A 17129-nucleotide genomic window follows, 5' to 3' on the forward strand; every position below is an offset into this window, starting at 1 on the left:
GTCTTCGACTCCCGCACGCACAGTCGACCCCCGCTTCACTCCCGCCGCGACCGGCGCCGCGAGCCGGAAGGAGATCGACGACAGAAAGCGCTCGCGAATATGCCGCCTGACCTTGCCGTTCACCGCACGTCACCGGCGGCCGACCGCGCCTCGACTCCGTTCGCACGGCACCCGCAGTGCCACCCGGCCCGCACCGCAAACGATCTCGCCCGTCAACGAACCCGTCAGTAGCCGTAGCTTCATACAATCCGTAATCCTGGCCGAACAGACCGTAGTCACGCCACCCGGCCCGGCCTACGTTGTGGCCCGTGCGCCGACCCCAAGCCCAACCGAACCAGCCCAACCGCTCCAGCCGCCGAACCCCACCCACTCCCCCGTTCAACGCCCCCGCCGCCCGCAGGCTCCGTGCCGCCCTCAACATGGGGCCCGAGCACGTCGCCTACGGGATGCGCGCGTCGTACGGACTGCCCTACGTCACCCAGGACCTCGTGGTCGCCTGGGAACGGGAGATCGCCTCCCCCGACAACAGCGAACTCACCGCCCTCGCGGGTGTGCTGTGGTGCTCGCCCAGCGAGTTGCTGGGCAAGCCGCGGACGTTGCGCGAACACCGGCTCGCCCGGGGCCTCGCGCCGGAGGACGTGGCGCGCACCGTGGGGCACGACCTCGTCGCGTACCTGCGCATGGAGGAGAACGACGACTGGCAGGGCAACGACCGCCAGTCCGCCGCCCTCGCCGACGTCCTCGGTCTGACGGTCCCGGACCTCATCACCGTGACCGGCCGTGACAAGGCCCTCGCCGAGCTGCTGCGCAGTGCCGTGACGACGCGCTGGCAGGCGTACGTCCGCCCGGTCGGCAGGATGGTGCCCCTGGACCGGCGGCTGCTGGAGGACGCCCTCCAGGAGCTGCACCAGAACTACCAGGGGCAGATGACCGCCACGCTCAGCTGGGGCGGCGGGGGCAGCGAGTCCAGTGCGGCCGGCCGCGAGTTCATGGACCGGATCGTGGAGCACTTCTGGGCGACGGTCGGGGGCGCCACCGCCTGAACCGGCCGACTCCTCAGTGGCCGGTCCGCGGGTGCGGCTTGAACTGAACAGTCCTAGAAGACGGACTCCGCCTCGTCCATCCGGTCCTTGGGCACCGTCTTCAGCTCGGTCACGGCCTCCGCGAGCGGCACCATCACGATGTCGGTCCCGCGCAGGGCGGTCATCCTGCCGAAGTCGCCCCGGTGCGCGGCCTCCACGGCGTGCCAGCCGAAGCGGGTGGCCAGGACGCGGTCGTACGCGGTGGGCACGCCGCCGCGCTGGACGTGGCCGAGGATGACCGGCTTGGCCTCCTTGCCGAGGCGGCGCTCCAGTTCGAAGGCGAGGGCCGTGCCGATGCCCTGGAAGCGCTCGTGGCCGTACTGGTCGATCGCGCCCTTGCCGTAGTCCATGCTTCCGTCGGCGGGGTGGGCGCCCTCGGCGACGCAGATCACGGCGAACTTCTTGCCGCGGGAGAAGCGCTCCTCGACCATCTTGACCAGGTCGGCGGGGTCGAAGGGGCGCTCGGGCAGGCAGATGCCGTGCGCGCCGGCCGCCATGCCGGACTCCAGGGCGATCCAGCCGGCGTGACGGCCCATGACCTCCACGACCATCACGCGCTGGTGCGATTCCGCCGTGGTCTTCAGGCGGTCCATGGCCTCGGTGGCGACGCCGACGGCCGTGTCGAAGCCGAAGGTGCGGTCCGTCGAGGAGATGTCGTTGTCGATCGTCTTCGGTACGCCGACCACCGGCAGCCCGGCGTCGGACAGCATGCGGGCCGCCGTCAGGGTGCCCTCGCCGCCGATCGGGATCAGCGCGTCGATGCCGAAGTCACGGGCGATGTCGACGGCGCTCTCGCAGGCCTCGCGCAGCCGGTCGCGCTCCAGGCGGGACGAGCCCAGGATGGTGCCGCCGCGGGCCAGGATGCCGCTGACGGCCTCCAGGTCGAGGCCGCGGTAGTGGCCGTCCAGCAGGCCCGCGTACCCGTCCTCGAAGCCGATCACCTCGTCGCCGTACTGCGCGACCGCTCGGTGCACGACCGACCGGATCACGGCGTTCAGGCCGGGGCAGTCGCCGCCTGCGGTGAGAACTCCGATGCGCATCGTGCTGTGTCTCCTGCTCGCTGTTGATACCGGTGAGCCAGTCCGATTGTTTCACGTCCGCGAGGACGATGTCGCTCCCCTACTGACGGGCGCCTTATCCACCGCCAAGGGTATTGTCAAGAGGGTTTCGCTCACCCCACTGGGCGATTTCGCGACGCCCACGAGGACACCCGAGGCGACGAGCGGCGACGACCGACAGTCGACGCTCGACGAGAACGACGGACGACAGACGAAACGGAGAGCACGCGTGACGCGCAGCGTGTACGTGACCGGTATCGACCGCGGCGACGGCCGGCAGGTCGTCGAACTGGGGGTCATGGAGCTCCTGACCCGACAGGTCGACCGGGTGGGGGTGTTCCGGCCGCTCGTCCACCACGTCCCCGACCGTCTGTTCGAGCTGCTGCGCTCCCGTTATCGCCTCTCCCAGGACCCGGCGACGGTGTACGGCATGGACTACCACGAGGCGTCCGCCCTCCAGGCCGAGCGCGGGACGGACGAGCTGGTGTCCACGCTGGTCGACCGGTTCCACGCGGTCGCCCGCGACTACGAGTTCGTGCTGGTCCTCGGCACCGACTTCGCCGACACCCAGCTCCCGGACGAGCTGTCCCTGAACGCCCGGCTCGCCAACGAGTTCGGCGCGAGCGTCATACCCGTCGTCGGCGGGCGGGGGCAGGCCGCCGAGTCGGTGCTGGCCGAGACGCGCAACGCCTACCGGGCGTACGAGAACCTGGGCTGTGACGTGCTCGCCATGGTCGCCAACCGGGTCGCCCGGGACGACCGGGACGAGATCTCCGAGCGGCTCGGGTCGCGGCTGCCGGTGCCCTGCTACGTCGTCCCGGACGAGCCCGCGCTGGCCGCGCCGACCGTCTCGCAGATCGCCCAGTCCCTGGACGCGAAGGTCCTGCTCGGCGACGACTCGGGGCTCGCGCGCGACGCCCTGGGCTTCGTCTTCGGCGGTGCGATGCTGCCGAACTTCCTGACCGCGCTGACCCCGGGCTGTCTGGTCGTCACGCCGGGCGACCGGGCCGATCTGGTCGTGGGCTCGCTGGCCGCGCACAGCGCCGGCACCCCGCCGATCGCCGGTGTGCTGCTCACCCTGGACGAGCGGCCCGGCGACGAGGTCCTCACCCTCGCGGCCCGGCTCGCCCCGGGCACCCCGGTGCTCTCGGTGCCGGGCTACAGCTTCCCCACCGCCGAGCAGCTCTTCTCGCTGGAGGGGAAGTTGAGCGCGGTCACCCCGCGCAAGGCGGAGACCGCGCTCGGTCTGTTCGAGCGCTACGTCGACACCGGTGAGCTGCTGAAGCGGCTCTCGGCGCCGAGCAGCGACCGGGTCACGCCGATGATGTTCGAGCACAAGCTGCTGGAGCGGGCCCGCTCGAACATGCGCCGCATCGTGCTGCCCGAGGGCACCGAGCCGCGCGTGCTGCACGCCGCCGAGGTGCTGCTGCGCCGCGACGTCTGCGACCTCACGCTCCTCGGCCCGGTCGACCGGATCCGCAAGCAGGCCGCCGACCTCGGTATCGACCTGGGCGACTGCCAGCTGATCGACCCGGCCACCAGCGAGCTGCGCGACACCTTCGCCGAGAAGTACGCGCAGCTGCGCGCCCACAAGGGGGTCACGGTGGAGCTGGCGTACGACGTCGTCTCCGATGTGAACTACTTCGGCACGCTGATGGTGCAGGAGGGCCTCGCGGACGGCATGGTCTCGGGGTCCGTGCACTCCACGGCCGCGACGATCCGCCCGGCCTTCGAGATCATCAAGACCAAGCCGGACGCCGACATCGTCTCGTCCGTCTTCTTCATGTGCCTCGCCGACAAGGTCCTCGTCTACGGCGACTGCGCCGTGAACCCCGACCCGAACGCCGTGCAGCTGGCCGACATCGCCATCCAGGCGGCGGCCACCGCCGAGCAGTTCGGTGTGGAGCCGCGGATCGCGATGCTGTCGTACTCGACGGGTACGTCGGGTTCGGGCGCCGACGTCGACAAGGTGCGCGAGGCCACCGAGCTGGTGCGTGAGCGGCGGCCCGACCTGAAGATCGAGGGGCCGATCCAGTACGACGCGGCGGTGGAGCCGTCGGTCGCCGCGACCAAGCTGCCGGAGTCCGACGTCGCCGGCCAGGCCAGCGTGCTGATCTTCCCCGACCTCAACACCGGCAACAACACCTACAAGGCCGTCCAGCGCTCGGCCGGCGCCATCGCCGTCGGCCCGGTGCTCCAGGGTCTGCGCAAGCCGGTGAACGACCTGTCCCGGGGCGCCCTCGTCCAGGACATCGTCAACACCGTCGCCATCACCGCGATCCAGGCCCAGTCCCCCGCCCCGTCCCTCCACGAGAAGGCCACCGCCCAGTGAGTCCGTCCCGCGTCCTCGTCCTGAACTCCGGCTCCTCGTCGGTGAAGTACCAGCTGCTCGACATGGAGGGCGGCAACCGGCTGGCCACGGGCCTCGTCGAGCGCATCGGCGAGGAGACCTCCCGGCTCAAGCACACCCCGCTGGCGGCCGGCGGCGAGAGCCGCGAGTGGACCGCGCCCATCGCCGACCACGAGGCCGCCCTGAAGGCGGTGTCGGCCGAGCTCGCCAAGGACGGGCTCGGCCTGGACTCGCCCGAGCTGGCCGCGATCGGACACCGGGTGGTGCACGGCGGCAAGCGGTTCACCGAGCCGACCGTCATCGACGACGCCGTCCTCGCTGAGATCGAGCGGCTGATCCCGGTGGCACCGCTGCACAACCCGGCCAACCTGACCGGTATCCGCACGGCGCAGGCGCTGCGCCCGGACCTGCCCCAGGTCGCCGTCTTCGACACCGCGTTCCACACGACGATGCCGGAGTCGGCCGCCCGCTACGCCATCGACGTCGAGACCGCCGACGCGCACCGGATCCGCCGGTACGGCTTCCACGGCACCTCGCACGCGTATGTCTCCCGCGCCACCGCCGAGCTGCTGTGCAAGGCGCCCGAGGACGTGAACGTCATCGTGCTGCACCTGGGCAACGGGGCGTCCGCGTCGGCCGTACGGGGCGGTCGCTGCGTGGACACCTCCATGGGGCTAACGCCTTTGGAGGGGCTTGTGATGGGTACGCGCTCCGGAGACACGGATCCCGCCGTCATCTTCCATTTGGCGCGTGTTGGCGGAATGTCCATCGCGGAAATCGACACTCTTCTCAACAAGAAGAGCGGATTGATCGGCCTGTGCGGCGACAACGACATGCGAGAGATCCGCCGGCGGATCGACGAGGGTGACGAGCGGGCCCGATTGGCCTTCGACATCTACATTCACCGGCTGAAGAAGTACATCGGCGCCTATTACGCGGTGCTCGGCCGGGTGGACGCCGTCGCGTTCACGGCCGGGGTCGGCGAGAACGCGGCGCCGGTGCGGGAAGCCGCCGTGGCGGGCCTGGAGCAGCTGGGCCTCGCGGTGGACCCCGAGCTGAACGCCGTCCGCGGTGACGGGCCGCGGCTGATCTCGCCGGCGGGCGCGCGGGTGGCGGTCGCGGTGGTGCCGACGGATGAAGAACTGGAGATCGCGACGCAGACCTACGCGTTGCTCGGGGAGAACGTCTAAACGGCCGAGTAACACGGCTGAGCAATACGAAGCTCATTTGTATCTTCCGCCAGACGGAATATTCCGCGGCGAAACAAACCGATAGGATCGTCCCATGCGCCGTTCGAAAATCGTCTGTACTCTCGGCCCCGCGGTCGACTCCCATGAGCAGCTTGTCTCGCTGATCGAGGCCGGCATGAATGTGGCCCGCTTCAACTTCAGCCACGGAACGCACGAAGACCACCAGGGGCGGTACGAGCGCCTGCGCGCCGCCGCCGAGGAGACCGGCCGGGCCATCGGTGTGCTCGCCGACCTCCAGGGCCCCAAGATCCGCCTGGAGACCTTCGCCGAGGGCCCGGTGGAGCTGGAGCGCGGTGACGAGTTCGTCATCACGACCGAGGACGTCCCGGGTGACAAGCAGATCTGCGGGACCACCTACAAGGGCCTGCCGGGCGATGTCACCAAGGGCGACCAGGTCCTCATCAACGACGGCAACGTCGAGCTGAAGGTCACCGAGGTCGACGGCCCCCGGGTGAAGACGATCGTCATCGAGGGCGGTGTCGTCTCCGACCACAAGGGCATCAACCTGCCCGGCGCGGCGGTGAACGTGCCGGCGCTGAGCGAGAAGGACGTCGAGGACCTCCGTTTCGCGCTGCGCATGGGCTGCGACATGGTCGCGCTGTCCTTTGTCCGGGACGCCCACGACGTGCAGGACGTCCACAAGGTGATGGACGAGGAGGGCCGCCGCGTCCCCGTCATCGCCAAGGTGGAGAAGCCGCAGGCGGTGGCGAACATGGAGGACGTCGTGATGGCGTTCGACGCCGTGATGGTCGCCCGTGGTGACCTCGCCGTCGAATACCCCCTCGAGAAGGTCCCGATGGTGCAGAAGCGGCTCATCGAGCTGTGCCGTCGCAACGCCAAGCCGGTGATCGTGGCGACCCAGATGATGGAGTCGATGATCACCAACTCCCGGCCGACCCGCGCCGAGGCCTCCGACGTGGCCAACGCGATCCTGGACGGCGCGGACGCGGTCATGCTGTCGGCGGAGTCCTCGGTCGGCGCGTACCCGATCGAGACCGTCCGCACGATGTCGAAGATCGTCGCCGCGGCCGAGCAGGAGCTGCTGAGCAAGGGCCTGCAGCCGCTGGTCCCCGGCAAGAAGCCGCGCACGCAGGGCGGTTCGGTCGCCCGCGCGGCCTGCGAGATCGCCGACTTCCTCGGCGGCAAGGGCCTGGTCGCCTTCACCCAGTCCGGCGACACCGCCCGCCGGCTGAGCCGCTATCGCGCCGCCCAGCAGATCATCGCGTTCACCACGGACGAGTCCACCCGCAACCAGATGACCCTCAGCTGGGGCGTCGAGCCGCACGTCGTGCCGTTCGTGAACAGCACCGACGAGATGGTCGACCTGGTGGACCAGGAGATCGTCAAGCTCGGCCTCTTCGCCGAGGGCGACATCGTGGTCATCACCGCCGGCTCCCCGCCCGGCGTCCCCGGCACCACCAACATGGTCCGCGTCCACCACCTCGGCGGCGGCGCACGGGTCTGAGCGGGCCCTGTCTCCATGGGTCGGGGGCTGGAACGGGGCGACAGCCGCCCCGTTCCAGCCCCCGGTCACTCAGCCGTCGGCAGCCCAGCCGCCGGCGGGCAGGCCGCGGGCGAACGTGAGCAGGGCGCGGACCACGGCGTGGTCGTGCTGATCCAGTTCGTCCTGAGCCTGACGCTGTACCGCCTGATGCTGTGGGGCCTGACGCTGTGCCGCCTGACGCTGTGGAACCTGGTCGTCCGTCTGACATACGGGCAGGCCTTCGGCGCGGCCCAGCCGGGGTGCGGGAGGCCCGGTCACGGCGCTCCTCCCCCCGCGGCTACCTCCCCGGGCGGCGCCGCCGGGGACTCGGACGCCAGATCCAGATGGACGACCTGCCCGGCGTACGCCAGCCCGGCACCGAAGCCGAACAGCAGCACGTTGCCCCGCACGTCGGTCTCCGGGCTGCCGGTCATGCGGGACAGCGCGATCGGGATCGTCGCGGCCATCGTGTTGCCGGTGTCCACCACGTCGGTGGCCACCGGTACGCCGTCCAGCTTCAGGTGCCGGGCGAGTGCGTCGACGATGCGCAGATTGGCCTGGTGGGGAACGAAGGCAGCCAGGTCACCGGGCTTGATTCCGACGCTGTCGCAGATCTCCTGGGCCGTGCCGCCCAGCCCGGTGGCCCAGCGGTAGACCGCCCGGCCGTCCTGGCGCAGCACCCGGGTCACGGGGTCGATGGCGATGAGGTCCGCCCGCTCCCCCACGCTGCCCCACCGCACCGGCCCGATGTCCCGGCGCTCGTGCGGCAGCACCACGGCCGCACCGGCACCGTCCGCGAACAGGATGGCCGTGTTCCGGTCCTCCCAGTCCAGCCAGGCGCTGGCCTTGTCGGCACCGATCACCAGCGCTCCGCGACTGGTGCCGGCCCTGATCAGCGCATCGGCCACCGCCAGGGCGTGACAGAAGCCGGCGCAGGCGTTGTTGAGGTCGAACGCCGCCGGATGCGCCAGCCCGAGCCGGGCGGCGACCCGGGCCGCGGTGGTGGGCATGGTCGACTCCGCGCTGGACGTCGCCACGATCACCGTGTCGATCTCACCGGCCCGACGGGCGTGGTGGGGATCCGCGGACAGCTTGGCGAGCGCTTCCCGCGCCGCGCTCGTCGCCATGTCGGCGACCGTCTCGTCCGGGTCCGCCAGCCGGCGTTCCCGGATCCCGGTACGGGCCACGATCCACTCCGCGTCCACGGCGAGCCGCTCGGCGGCGACTTCGGTGGGCAGCACGGTGGCCGGGAGGTAGTGGCCCAACGCGACGATCCGCGCCCCGGGAACAGGGCTGAATTCCATGGGGAGTCTCCTCGCTGCGGTCGTGTCGGAGCCGGTCACGCACCGGCGGCATACGCCGCGGCTTCCTCGATCGTGGGGTACTCGTAGACCACCGTGGCGGATATCTGCCGACCGGTGAACTCCTCAAGTTCCGCGGCCAGTTGCACCGCCTGAAGAGAGGAAAGGCCCAGTTCGCCGAAGACGGCCTGCGGGGAGACGGCCTCGGGGGCGACCTTGAGAAGTTCCGCCACCCGGCGAACCATCCAGGTCCTCACCTGTCGCTGGGTCAGATGCTTCGTGGTCACGGTGCGTCCTTCGGCTCGGTGGATTCCCGGGGCGCCTCCCCGGCGGGTTCGGCGGTCTCGTAGGCGTACTCCCCGCGCAGGTAGGCGGCCCGGCAGGCGCCGCGCTGCACCTTGCCGCTGGAGGTCCGCGGGACCGTCTTCGGACTGACCACGACGACGTCGTCGAGGGTGATTCCGTGCACGGTGGCCACGGCGGTCCGTACCGAGCGGGCGATCTCGGCGCGCTTGGCGGCGGCCTCCGCGTCCCGCCCGGCCGCGCCCTGCCCCGCGCCGACCACGATCACCGCGCGCTCGGCCTCGCCGTCATCGGCCGCGAACGCCGCCGAGGAGCCGGACCGCAGCGCCGAGTGAGCCTCTTCCGCGGTGAGTTCGATGTCCTGGGGATAGTGGTTGCGGCCGCCGATGATGATCAGGTCCTTGCAGCGCCCGGTGATGTACAGCTCTCCGTCGTACAGGAAACCCAGGTCCCCCGAGCGCAGGTACGGGCCGTCGCCGCCACCGGCGGGCTTGGCGGCGAAGGTCTCCTCGGTGGCGTCGGGGTTGCCCCAGTATCCGGTGGGCAGGCCCGGCCCGCCGATCCAGATCTCGCCCACCTGGTCGGCATCGGCCCGTTCACCGGTGTCCGGGTCGACGATGACGACCTCGCGGTCCAGTCGGGTGACCCCGCTGCTGACCAGGGTGCTCCCGGCATCGGACGGCACCACCCGCCCGGCGCTCAGGGCCTCGTTGTCCACGGTGAGCCGGGTGGGCTCGTCGGACACCCGGACCCCGGTCACCAGCAAGGTGGCCTCCGCGAGGCCGTAGCACGGGTAGGAGGCGGCGGAGTCGAAGCCGTACGCGGAGAAGCGTTCGGCGAAGGCGCGCAGAGTCCTGTCCCGCACCGGTTCGGCGCCCGTGTAGGCGACCTTCCACCTGCTCAGGTCCAGACCCTCGCAGTCCGCCTCACGGATGCGGTTGACGCACATGTCGTAGGCGAAGTTGGGGGCGCCGCTGGTGGTGGCCCCGTAGTCGGAGATCGCCCGCAGCCAGCGGACGGGATGCTTGATGAAGGTCAGCGGCGACATCAGGATCGAGTGGCCGCCCACCCACAACGGCTGCACCACATGGCCGATCAGGCCCATGTCGTGAAAGAGCGGCAGCCAGCCCACACCGGTGAGGCCCTCGTCGTGCTCGAAGGCCTCGCGGATCATCTCCTCGTTGTAGGCGAGCGCCCGGTGCGTGACCGTCACGCCCTTGGGCAGCGCCGTGGAACCGGAGGTGTACTGCAGGAAGGCGAGGTCGTCGGGCCCGGGGCGGTGGTCGGCCGGGGCGCCGGACGCCTCGGTGGCGGACAGCTCCGCCACCGTGGTCCACCACAGGTCCGCGAGTTCCGGCACCACGCCGCGCAGCGCGTCCACCAGCTCCGGCGGTACGGCCACGATCACCGCGGAAGGCCGGCAGTCCTCGACGATGGACCGCAGGGTCTCCAGCCGCTGCTTGGAGTGCAGGGGCAGCGGCGGGTACGCCGGTACGGCGATGACCCCCGCCTGCAGGCAGCCCAGGAACGCCGGAACGAAGTCCAGCCCCTCGGGAAGCAGCAGCAGCGCCCGGTCTCCGCGCCCCAGCTTGGCGCGCAGCCCTGCCGCGATGCTGTGCGCCGTGCTCTGCAACGCGTCGTACGTCAGGGTCTGCTGCTCCCCGCCGCTTTCGTTCAGGAAGGTGAACGCCGGCGCCGTGGGCTGCTGGTCGACGTAGTGCTGGAGGCGGTCCAGGACGGTCGTCGTCAGCAGCGATGTCGGCTGCGAAGTGGTCAAGGACGGCGCCTGAGATGCCGCTGATGCCATAGATGTCGCATATGTTGTCATGACGTGAACCCCGTGGTCTGTGTCACCCGGCGGCGGCCGGGCTGTCCGAATGGCTTGGCGGTGCGGGCTGTTGCGGCATCACCGCGACACGAGGACGTTCATCTTCGCGATGCCGTACGACCCCTGCCGCGTTCGGTACTGAGCCGGCTCCTCGGGGTCGAGCGAGAACCGGTCGAGGTGGGCGTAATAGGCGTGGAAGGCACGGTCGGCGAGCAGCCGGGACAGGGCGGCGCCGGGGCAGAAGTGCGGGCCCGCGCCGAAGGCCATGTGGTCGCCCTTGTTGGGACGGTCCAGGTCGAAGGTGTCGGGGTCGGGGAAGTGGCGCGGGTCGCGGTTGGCCGCCCCGAGCAGCACGTGCACCAACGCGCCCTCGGGGATGACGGACCCGTGCAGTTCGACGTCCTGCTTGGTGCGGCGCAGCAGCCACTGGGTGGGGCTGTTCAGACGCAGGTACTCCTCGGCGAAGTCCCCGGTGCGCTCGGGTTCGGCAGCCATCCGCTTGGCCACCTCCGGGTCGCTCAGCAGCAGGTGGAAGCCGCCGCCGAGGAGGTTCATGGTGGTCTCGTGCCCGGCGGCGACGAACGACCAGGCCATGGTGACCAGTTCGTCCCGGGTCAGGTCGCCCGCCTCGTGCTGGACCACCAGCTCGCCCAGGATGTCCTCGCGGTTGGGCTTGCCCTTGCGCTCGGCGGCCAGGTCACCCATGTAGTTCCCGAACTCCATCAGGTCCTCGAAGAACCCGGGTGCCTCGTCGGGATCCATGCCCGCGGCCACCGCGAAGCTGTCCATCACCGCCTGTGACCAGCGGCGCAGATCCGCCTTGCGGTCCAGCGGGATGCCGAGCATGCCGCCGACCACGCGCAGCGGCAGCGAGGTGGTGAACGCCTCGACGAACTCGACCCGGTCGTGGCTGAGCAGGTCGGTCATCAGGTCGTCGACGATGGTCTGGACCCAGTCGCCGAGCGTGCGGACCAGGCGGGCGTTGAACGCGCGGTTGGCCATGTGGCGCAGCCGGGTGTGCTCCGGGGCGTCCCGGTTGACCAGCATCGGCAGGTTCATGTAGTCGTCCCGCCGGATCTGGGAGGAGAACAGCTTCTTGTCCTTCAGCGCGAGTGCGACGTCGTCGTACCGGCTCAGCACATAGAAGTCCGATCCGTCCGCGGCGCCCTCCGGCACATGGTGGACGGGAGCCTCGTCGCGCAGCCTGGCGTACAGCGGCCAGGGGTTGAGGCGGTACTCGCGGCTGGTGAGGTCGATGGCCAGGGTCGTCATCCGTGAACTCCTGTCAGAGTGTGCTCTGGTGCGTCCGGCTCAGGCCGGTTCCGGCGCGTCCGGCCGGGCCGGCGCGTCGATGAAGCCGGTGGCGACGAATCGCCGCAGATACGTGTGGACCAGCTCGGTGTCCAGGGGCGGGCAGGCCGGCCCGGTCCCGTCGAGGGCCGAGCGGGTCTCGGCCGAGTCGGACAGAGGCAGCCGTACGTCGTCGACGGTGTCGTTGAGGAAGGGGGCGAGGCCGAGGAGCGCCATGGTCCCCGAACTGCGGCTGGTCACCCGCTCCTTCCACTCGTCGAACGGCAGCCGCCGCAGCGGGTATCCGAACTCCTCGACGTGGTCGAAGAGTTGCGCCCAGCTCAGCGGCCGGTCGTTGACCAGGTGGAAGGTGCGGCCGCTCAGCTCGGGACGGGCGGCCACTTCCACCACGGCGGCGGCCACGTAGTCGATCGGAGCGGGCTGTACCGGCATCCGCACGTCCTGCGGTGCGATGCCGGCCTCGATGCATCCCTTGAGCATCATGTTCAGGTGGTCGAGCCGGTTGAAGGAGCCCGTCCGGCTGTGCCCACCGGTGTTGATGCGGTGGATGGTGACCGGTACGCCGCGTTCGTGGGCGGTGCGGACCATCTGTTCGGCCACCCACTTGGTCTGCGCGTAGCCGACCGCCAGCGCTCCGCTGCTGTGCAGGTCCTCGCTCTCCCGCACCAGGTCGGCGGTGTAGTCGATGGAGGAGAAGACACCGACGGTGGAGATGAAGTGCACCGGCCGGGCCGCGCCGGCCGTGGCCAGCCGCAGCACCTCCCGGGTGCCGCCGACGTTGGCGTCCTCAAGACCGCTGTAGGGGTACGTCCACTTCACCATGCCGCCGCAGTGGATGATCGAGCCCACCCGGGCGTGGAGTGCGGTGAACGCGTCGCTGTCCAGCCCGAGCAGCGGCCGGCCTAGGTCGCCGACGAGCGGCACGATGCGGTTCCGGTGCGGTCCCGGGTCGACGCCGTAGGCTTCCAGGTTGGCCAGGATCCGCCGCAGGGCATGCGCCTCGTCGTCGGCACGGACCAGGCACAGGACGTCGCCGGGGCGACGGTCGAGCAGTTCGGCGAGCAGGAAGGCACCGACGAATCCGGTGGCGCCGGTCAGCAGGGTGGCCTCCGGCGCGGTGGCCGCGGGCTCCGGCGGGAGGGTGGCGGCGATCGACTCCTCCAGCCACGCCCGTTCGGCCATCTGCTCGACGGTCATGATCTTCCGGCGGCGTGGGCGGGGCTTGGGCACGGGCTGGGGCTTGGGCTTGGCGGAGGGTGCCGACTCCGCCACTTCGGCAGCGGCTGCGGCAGCGGCTTCCGCGGCCTCACCGGCACTCGCCGTATCCGCGGTGTGCGCGGTGTCCGGGGTGTCCGCCAGGTCGGCGGCATCCGCCGTCCCGTCCATCTCCTCGGCGGCCCAAGCGGCCAGACTGCGCAGCCCGCTGCCGTCGAAGATCATCTCCATCGGGATCGCGATGCCCAGATCCCGGTCCACCATGGTCTGCAGCTCGGCCATCATGAGCGAGTCGGCCAGGTCGACCACCGGAGTGTCCGGGTGCACCTCCTCGGGCTGGGAGCCCAGGATGCCGGCCAGTGTCCGTACGAAGTGGTCGAGCAGGAGACGCCGCCGCTGGTCCGGGTCCGCCGCGCGGAGCGCCTCGCGGCCCGGCGCGGAGGCCGCGTCCGGCGCCTGCGGTCCATCCCCGCCGACGGCCCGTTCGGCGGTCAGCCGGCTCAGCATCTGCCGGCTGACCGGGCGGAACGAGACGCCCAGCAGCTCGGCGACCCGGGTGCCGTCCGGCGTGGTGAGCGTGATGTCACCGATGACCGAACCGTCCGCGGTGTCCCGCACCACGGCGGCGCACTCGAGTTCGGCGTCCTCGACCGCCCGGTGCACGGTCATCCGCTGGTAGCCGGTGCCCAGCCGTACCGGCCGTTCGTCCCACCCCGCGGTCCCGGAGTGCGCGGCCACCGCCACCAGTTGCACGCAGGCGTCGAGCAGGAGCAGTTCCGGCCGGATGCCCGCGGTGATCCCAGCGGCGTCCGGACGGGGCTGGACCAGGGTGCCGACCGCCACTCCGGGCCCCCGCGAAGCGCCCTCGACCAGCCGGAAGCTGGGGCCGAGCCGGAAGGACGGGTGCCACGCCCGCCGGTAGAAGGCGTCCTTGTCGAGGGTCTCCGCGCAGCGCGCCCGTACGGCGGCGAGATCGACCTCCGTGCCCTGGGAACCGGTGTCCGGCTCCTCGGGGCCGGCGGGGTCGTCCGCGACGACGAAGGCGGCCAGATGCTGCTGCCAGCCGCCCTTCGGGTCCGCGCTGAACACCCGGGCGCGGGCCCGGCCGGACGCGGCCGGAGCGATGACGACCTGGACGGTCGCCTGGTCGGCGTCGCCGAGCACCAGCGGCCGGGACAGCTCCAGGCCCTCGACGCGCACCGGGCCGTCGAAGACCTCCGCCGCGCAGCGCAGGAGCAGTTCCAGGTAGACCACGCCGGGCACGACGAGCCGGTCGTGCACCCGGTGTTCCGCCAGGAACGGCAGGAGGGACAGCGACAGCCGGGTCTCGCCGATCGTGTCCCCGGTGGCCGCCTTGAGGACGCGGGGCCGCAGCGCCGCGTCCGCGTCGCCGGGGACGGGGACGGGCTGCTGCGCCGCGGTGTCCCGGGCGGGGGGCCGCATCCAGTACGTACGGCGCTGGAAGGGGTACGTGGGCAGCTTGGGTGTCCGCGCGGGCCGTGGGCCGTTGACCCGGGCCCAGTCCACGTCGGCGCCCTCGCTCCACACGCGGGCCAGCGACTGGAGCAGCCACTGGTGCGCACCGGCCGCGGTGTCCGCGGGGGCCGCGGAGGCGACGCGACTCAGCCCGCCCTCCGCCGCCAGTTCATCGAGCACCGGCCACGGGGCCGACGGACCCAGCTCGACCAGGACACGGGTCCGGATGCCCAGCGCGGCCCACAGCACCTCCTCGAACGGGGCGGGATCGGCGGCCTGGCGCAGCCAGTAGTCGACGGTGGCCGCCTCGGCACCGGCCGGTTTGCCAGTGGCGTCCGACACGAACTCGACTTCGGGCAGCCGCAGTTCGGTGTCGGCGAGCACCTTCGCCAGCGTCTCCTGGTCGTCGGCCGCGGCCACGAGGCGGGCGCCGTCGGCGACGGTGAGGACTCCGGCGAGCGCGGCGGCCGCGTAGGCGCCCGCACCATGGCCGGCCACGACGTCCGGTGCCACGCCGACGGACTTCCACCACGACCCCAGAGCCACCGCCCCGGTGTAGGACGCGAGCGCGTCACCGTCGTGCGCCCCCGTGTCGGGGACGGTCAGTGCCGACGGCCTCAGGCCCAGGGCCTCGCACACCTCGTCGACCGTCTCCGTCACCACGTCGATCCGCCCGTACAGGCCGGCCGGCACCCCTGGGCCTTCCCGGCCCGGCGCCAGGAAGGCGATCCTGGGCGCGCCGGTCTCGTCGCGGCGGCCCGAGACCACGCCGGAGGGCAGAGGGCCGCCCTCGGCGATCCGGCTGAGCCCGTCGGCGAGGTCGGTCGGTGAGCCGGCCACCACGGCGGCCCTGTGCGGCAGGTCCGCCCGGCCGACACCGGCCGCCCACGCGACCTCACGCAGCGCGAGAGGGGAGGCCGACTCCCGCACGAACGCGGCCAGTCGACCCGCCGACGCCCGCAGCGCGGCCTCGCTGCGGCCGGACACCTTCACCAGCACCGGACCGTCGTCGGCAGGCTCATCCGTGGCCTCGTCAGCCGTCACGGGCGCGGGCGCGGGCGGGGACTCCAGCACGACATGCGCGTTGGTGCCGCCGAACCCGAACGAGGACACCCCCGCCACCCGCCGGTCCTCCACCCAGGGCGTCAGCTCCGTCTTCACCGTCACCGGCAGTTCGTCCCACGCCACCAGCGGATTCGGGGTGGACAGGTTCAGATGCGGCGGGATCACCCCACGATTCACCGTGAGAACCGTCTTGATCAGGCCCGCGATACCCGCCGCCGCCTCCAGATGCCCGATGTTCGTCTTCACCGAGCCCAGCACCACCGGCCGGTCCGCCGCACGCCCCGCGCCCAGCACCCCGGCCAGCGCCCGCACCTCGATCGGATCGCCGAGCGCCGTGCCCGTCCCGTGCGCCTCCACATAACCCACATCCGCAGGCGCCACCCCGCCCACCGCCAACGCCCGTCGCACCACATCCTGCTGGGCGGGACCACGGGGCACGGTGAGGCCCGAGCTCTTTCCGTCCTGGTTGACGGCGGAACCGCTGATCACGGCCAGGACGTCCTGCCCGTCCCGCACGGCCTCGGACAACGGCCGCAGCACCACGACGCCGCAGCCCTCACCCCGCACATAGCCGTCCGCCGAGGCGTCGAAGGTCTTGCAGAGCCCCTCCGGCGACAGCATCCGCGCCTTCGACAACGTCACCGTCGTCCCCGGTGACAACAGCAGGTTCACCCCACCGACCAGGGCGCTGTCGCACTCACCCGCGCGCAGCGCCTGGCACGCCAGGTGCAAGGCGACCAACGCGGACGAGCAGGCCGTGTCCACCACCAGGCTCGGGCCTTCAAGTCCCAGCACATACGACACCCGGTTCGCGGCGAAGTTCTGCGCGCCCCCCGTCGCCGTATAGCCGTCCAGCCCGGCCACATCACCGCCCGAGGCCGTCAACCGCTCGTAGTCACTGCCGCCCATCCCGACGAACACACCCGTGCGGCTGCCCCGCAGCGAGTCCGGCGCGATCCCGGCGTGCTCCAGCGCCTCCCACACCACCTCCAGCACCAGCCGATGCTGTGGATCGACGCTCATCGCCTCCCGCGGCGGAATGCCGAACAGTCCCGCATCGAACTCCCGCACCCCGTCGATGAATCCGCCGTGGCGTGCGTACGTCCTTCCAGGTGCGTCGGGGTCCGCGTCGAAGAACGCGTCCACGTCCCACCGGTCTCCCGGCACCTCCCGCACCGCCGACCGGCCCTCGGTCAACAGGTCCCAGAAGCCCTCGACTCCCGCACCGGCACCGGGAAAACGGCACCCCACCCCCACGACAGCGATCGGCTCGGTCAGAGCACGTTTGGCCTCGGCGGCCTCGGCGCGTGCGGTCTTCAGCTCGACGAGGGCGCGGCGCAGCAGGTCGGAACGATCGTGTGCGGTGCTGCCGTTGGTGGCTGTTGTCATGATATTCCCCCAGTGCCG

11 protein-coding genes are annotated in these 17129 nt (G+C 71.3%); 4 read left to right on the forward strand and 7 right to left on the reverse strand.

Annotated elements, in window-relative coordinates:
* Positions 1-299 precede the first annotated feature (299 nt).
* Complete coding sequence (locus AQJ67_RS09295; protein ID WP_425264142.1) at positions 300-1043, forward strand: helix-turn-helix domain-containing protein; 744 nt, start codon at positions 300-302, stop codon at positions 1041-1043.
* 53 nt (positions 1044-1096) lie between these two features.
* Here AQJ67_RS09295 and AQJ67_RS09300 read toward each other — a convergent pair whose 3' ends face one another.
* On the reverse strand, positions 1097-2122 hold the full coding sequence (locus tag AQJ67_RS09300; RefSeq protein ID WP_062717619.1) for an ATP-dependent 6-phosphofructokinase: 1026 nt from the start codon (positions 2120-2122) through the stop codon (positions 1097-1099).
* 247 nt (positions 2123-2369) lie between these two features.
* Here AQJ67_RS09300 and pta point away from each other — a divergent pair, with 247 nt between their 5' ends.
* The 3 genes from pta (at position 2370) to pyk (ending at position 7205) form a co-directional block, all read left to right on the forward strand.
* The gene (gene pta, locus AQJ67_RS09305; protein ID WP_062717620.1) at positions 2370-4472 is read left to right on the forward strand and encodes a phosphate acetyltransferase; all 2103 of its coding nucleotides are present in this window, start codon (positions 2370-2372) and stop codon (positions 4470-4472) included.
* Positions 4469-5680 (forward strand): acetate kinase, encoded by a 1212-nt coding sequence (locus AQJ67_RS09310; protein ID WP_062717621.1) that lies wholly within the window; start codon positions 4469-4471, stop codon positions 5678-5680. Before pta ends, AQJ67_RS09310 begins: the two co-directional genes overlap by 4 nt.
* A 94-nt stretch (positions 5681-5774) precedes the next feature.
* A complete protein-coding gene (pyk, locus tag AQJ67_RS09315; protein WP_062717622.1) occupies positions 5775-7205 on the forward strand; it encodes a pyruvate kinase in 1431 nt (476 codons plus the stop codon).
* Positions 7206-7274: 69 nt separating this feature from the next.
* On the opposite strand, the gene AQJ67_RS09320 is transcribed toward pyk, so the two are convergent.
* From AQJ67_RS09320 to AQJ67_RS09345, 6 genes are all read right to left on the reverse strand, one after another.
* Complete coding sequence (locus tag AQJ67_RS09320) at positions 7275-7502, reverse strand: hypothetical protein (RefSeq protein WP_062717623.1); 228 nt, start codon at positions 7500-7502, stop codon at positions 7275-7277.
* Positions 7499-8527, reverse strand: coding sequence for a beta-ketoacyl-ACP synthase 3 (locus AQJ67_RS09325; RefSeq protein ID WP_063807304.1), 1029 nt, complete (start codon positions 8525-8527; stop codon positions 7499-7501). Before AQJ67_RS09325 ends, AQJ67_RS09320 begins: the two co-directional genes overlap by 4 nt.
* A gap of 35 nt (positions 8528-8562) precedes the next feature.
* A complete protein-coding gene (locus AQJ67_RS09330) occupies positions 8563-8811 on the reverse strand; it encodes an acyl carrier protein (RefSeq protein WP_062717624.1) in 249 nt (82 codons plus the stop codon).
* Positions 8808-10604 (reverse strand): fatty acyl-AMP ligase, encoded by a 1797-nt coding sequence (locus AQJ67_RS09335; protein WP_062717625.1) that lies wholly within the window; start codon positions 10602-10604, stop codon positions 8808-8810. Before AQJ67_RS09335 ends, AQJ67_RS09330 begins: the two co-directional genes overlap by 4 nt.
* 129 nt (positions 10605-10733) lie before the next feature.
* Positions 10734-11927, reverse strand: a complete 1194-nt coding sequence (locus AQJ67_RS09340) for a cytochrome P450 (RefSeq protein ID WP_062717626.1) — start codon at positions 11925-11927, stop codon at positions 10734-10736.
* A gap of 39 nt (positions 11928-11966) precedes the next feature.
* On the reverse strand, positions 11967-17111 hold the full coding sequence (locus AQJ67_RS09345; RefSeq protein WP_062717627.1) for a type I polyketide synthase: 5145 nt from the start codon (positions 17109-17111) through the stop codon (positions 11967-11969).
* Between the last annotated feature and the right edge of the window lie 18 nt (positions 17112-17129).

This window comes from Streptomyces caeruleatus (assembly GCF_001514235.1).
Taxonomy (GTDB): domain Bacteria; phylum Actinomycetota; class Actinomycetes; order Streptomycetales; family Streptomycetaceae; genus Streptomyces; species Streptomyces caeruleatus.

Coding starts and splice junctions, on each gene's coding strand:
- AQJ67_RS09300 (WP_062717619.1), bottom strand. CDS start 2,122: ATGCGCATCGGAGTTCTCACCGCAGGCGGCGACTGCCCCGGCCTGAAC.
- pyk (WP_062717622.1), top strand. CDS start 5,775: ATGCGCCGTTCGAAAATCGTCTGTACTCTCGGCCCCGCGGTCGACTCC.
- AQJ67_RS09325 (WP_063807304.1), bottom strand. CDS start 8,527: ATGGAATTCAGCCCTGTTCCCGGGGCGCGGATCGTCGCGTTGGGCCAC.
- AQJ67_RS09340 (WP_062717626.1), bottom strand. CDS start 11,927: ATGACGACCCTGGCCATCGACCTCACCAGCCGCGAGTACCGCCTCAAC.
- AQJ67_RS09345 (WP_062717627.1), bottom strand. CDS start 17,111: ATGACAACAGCCACCAACGGCAGCACCGCACACGATCGTTCCGACCTG.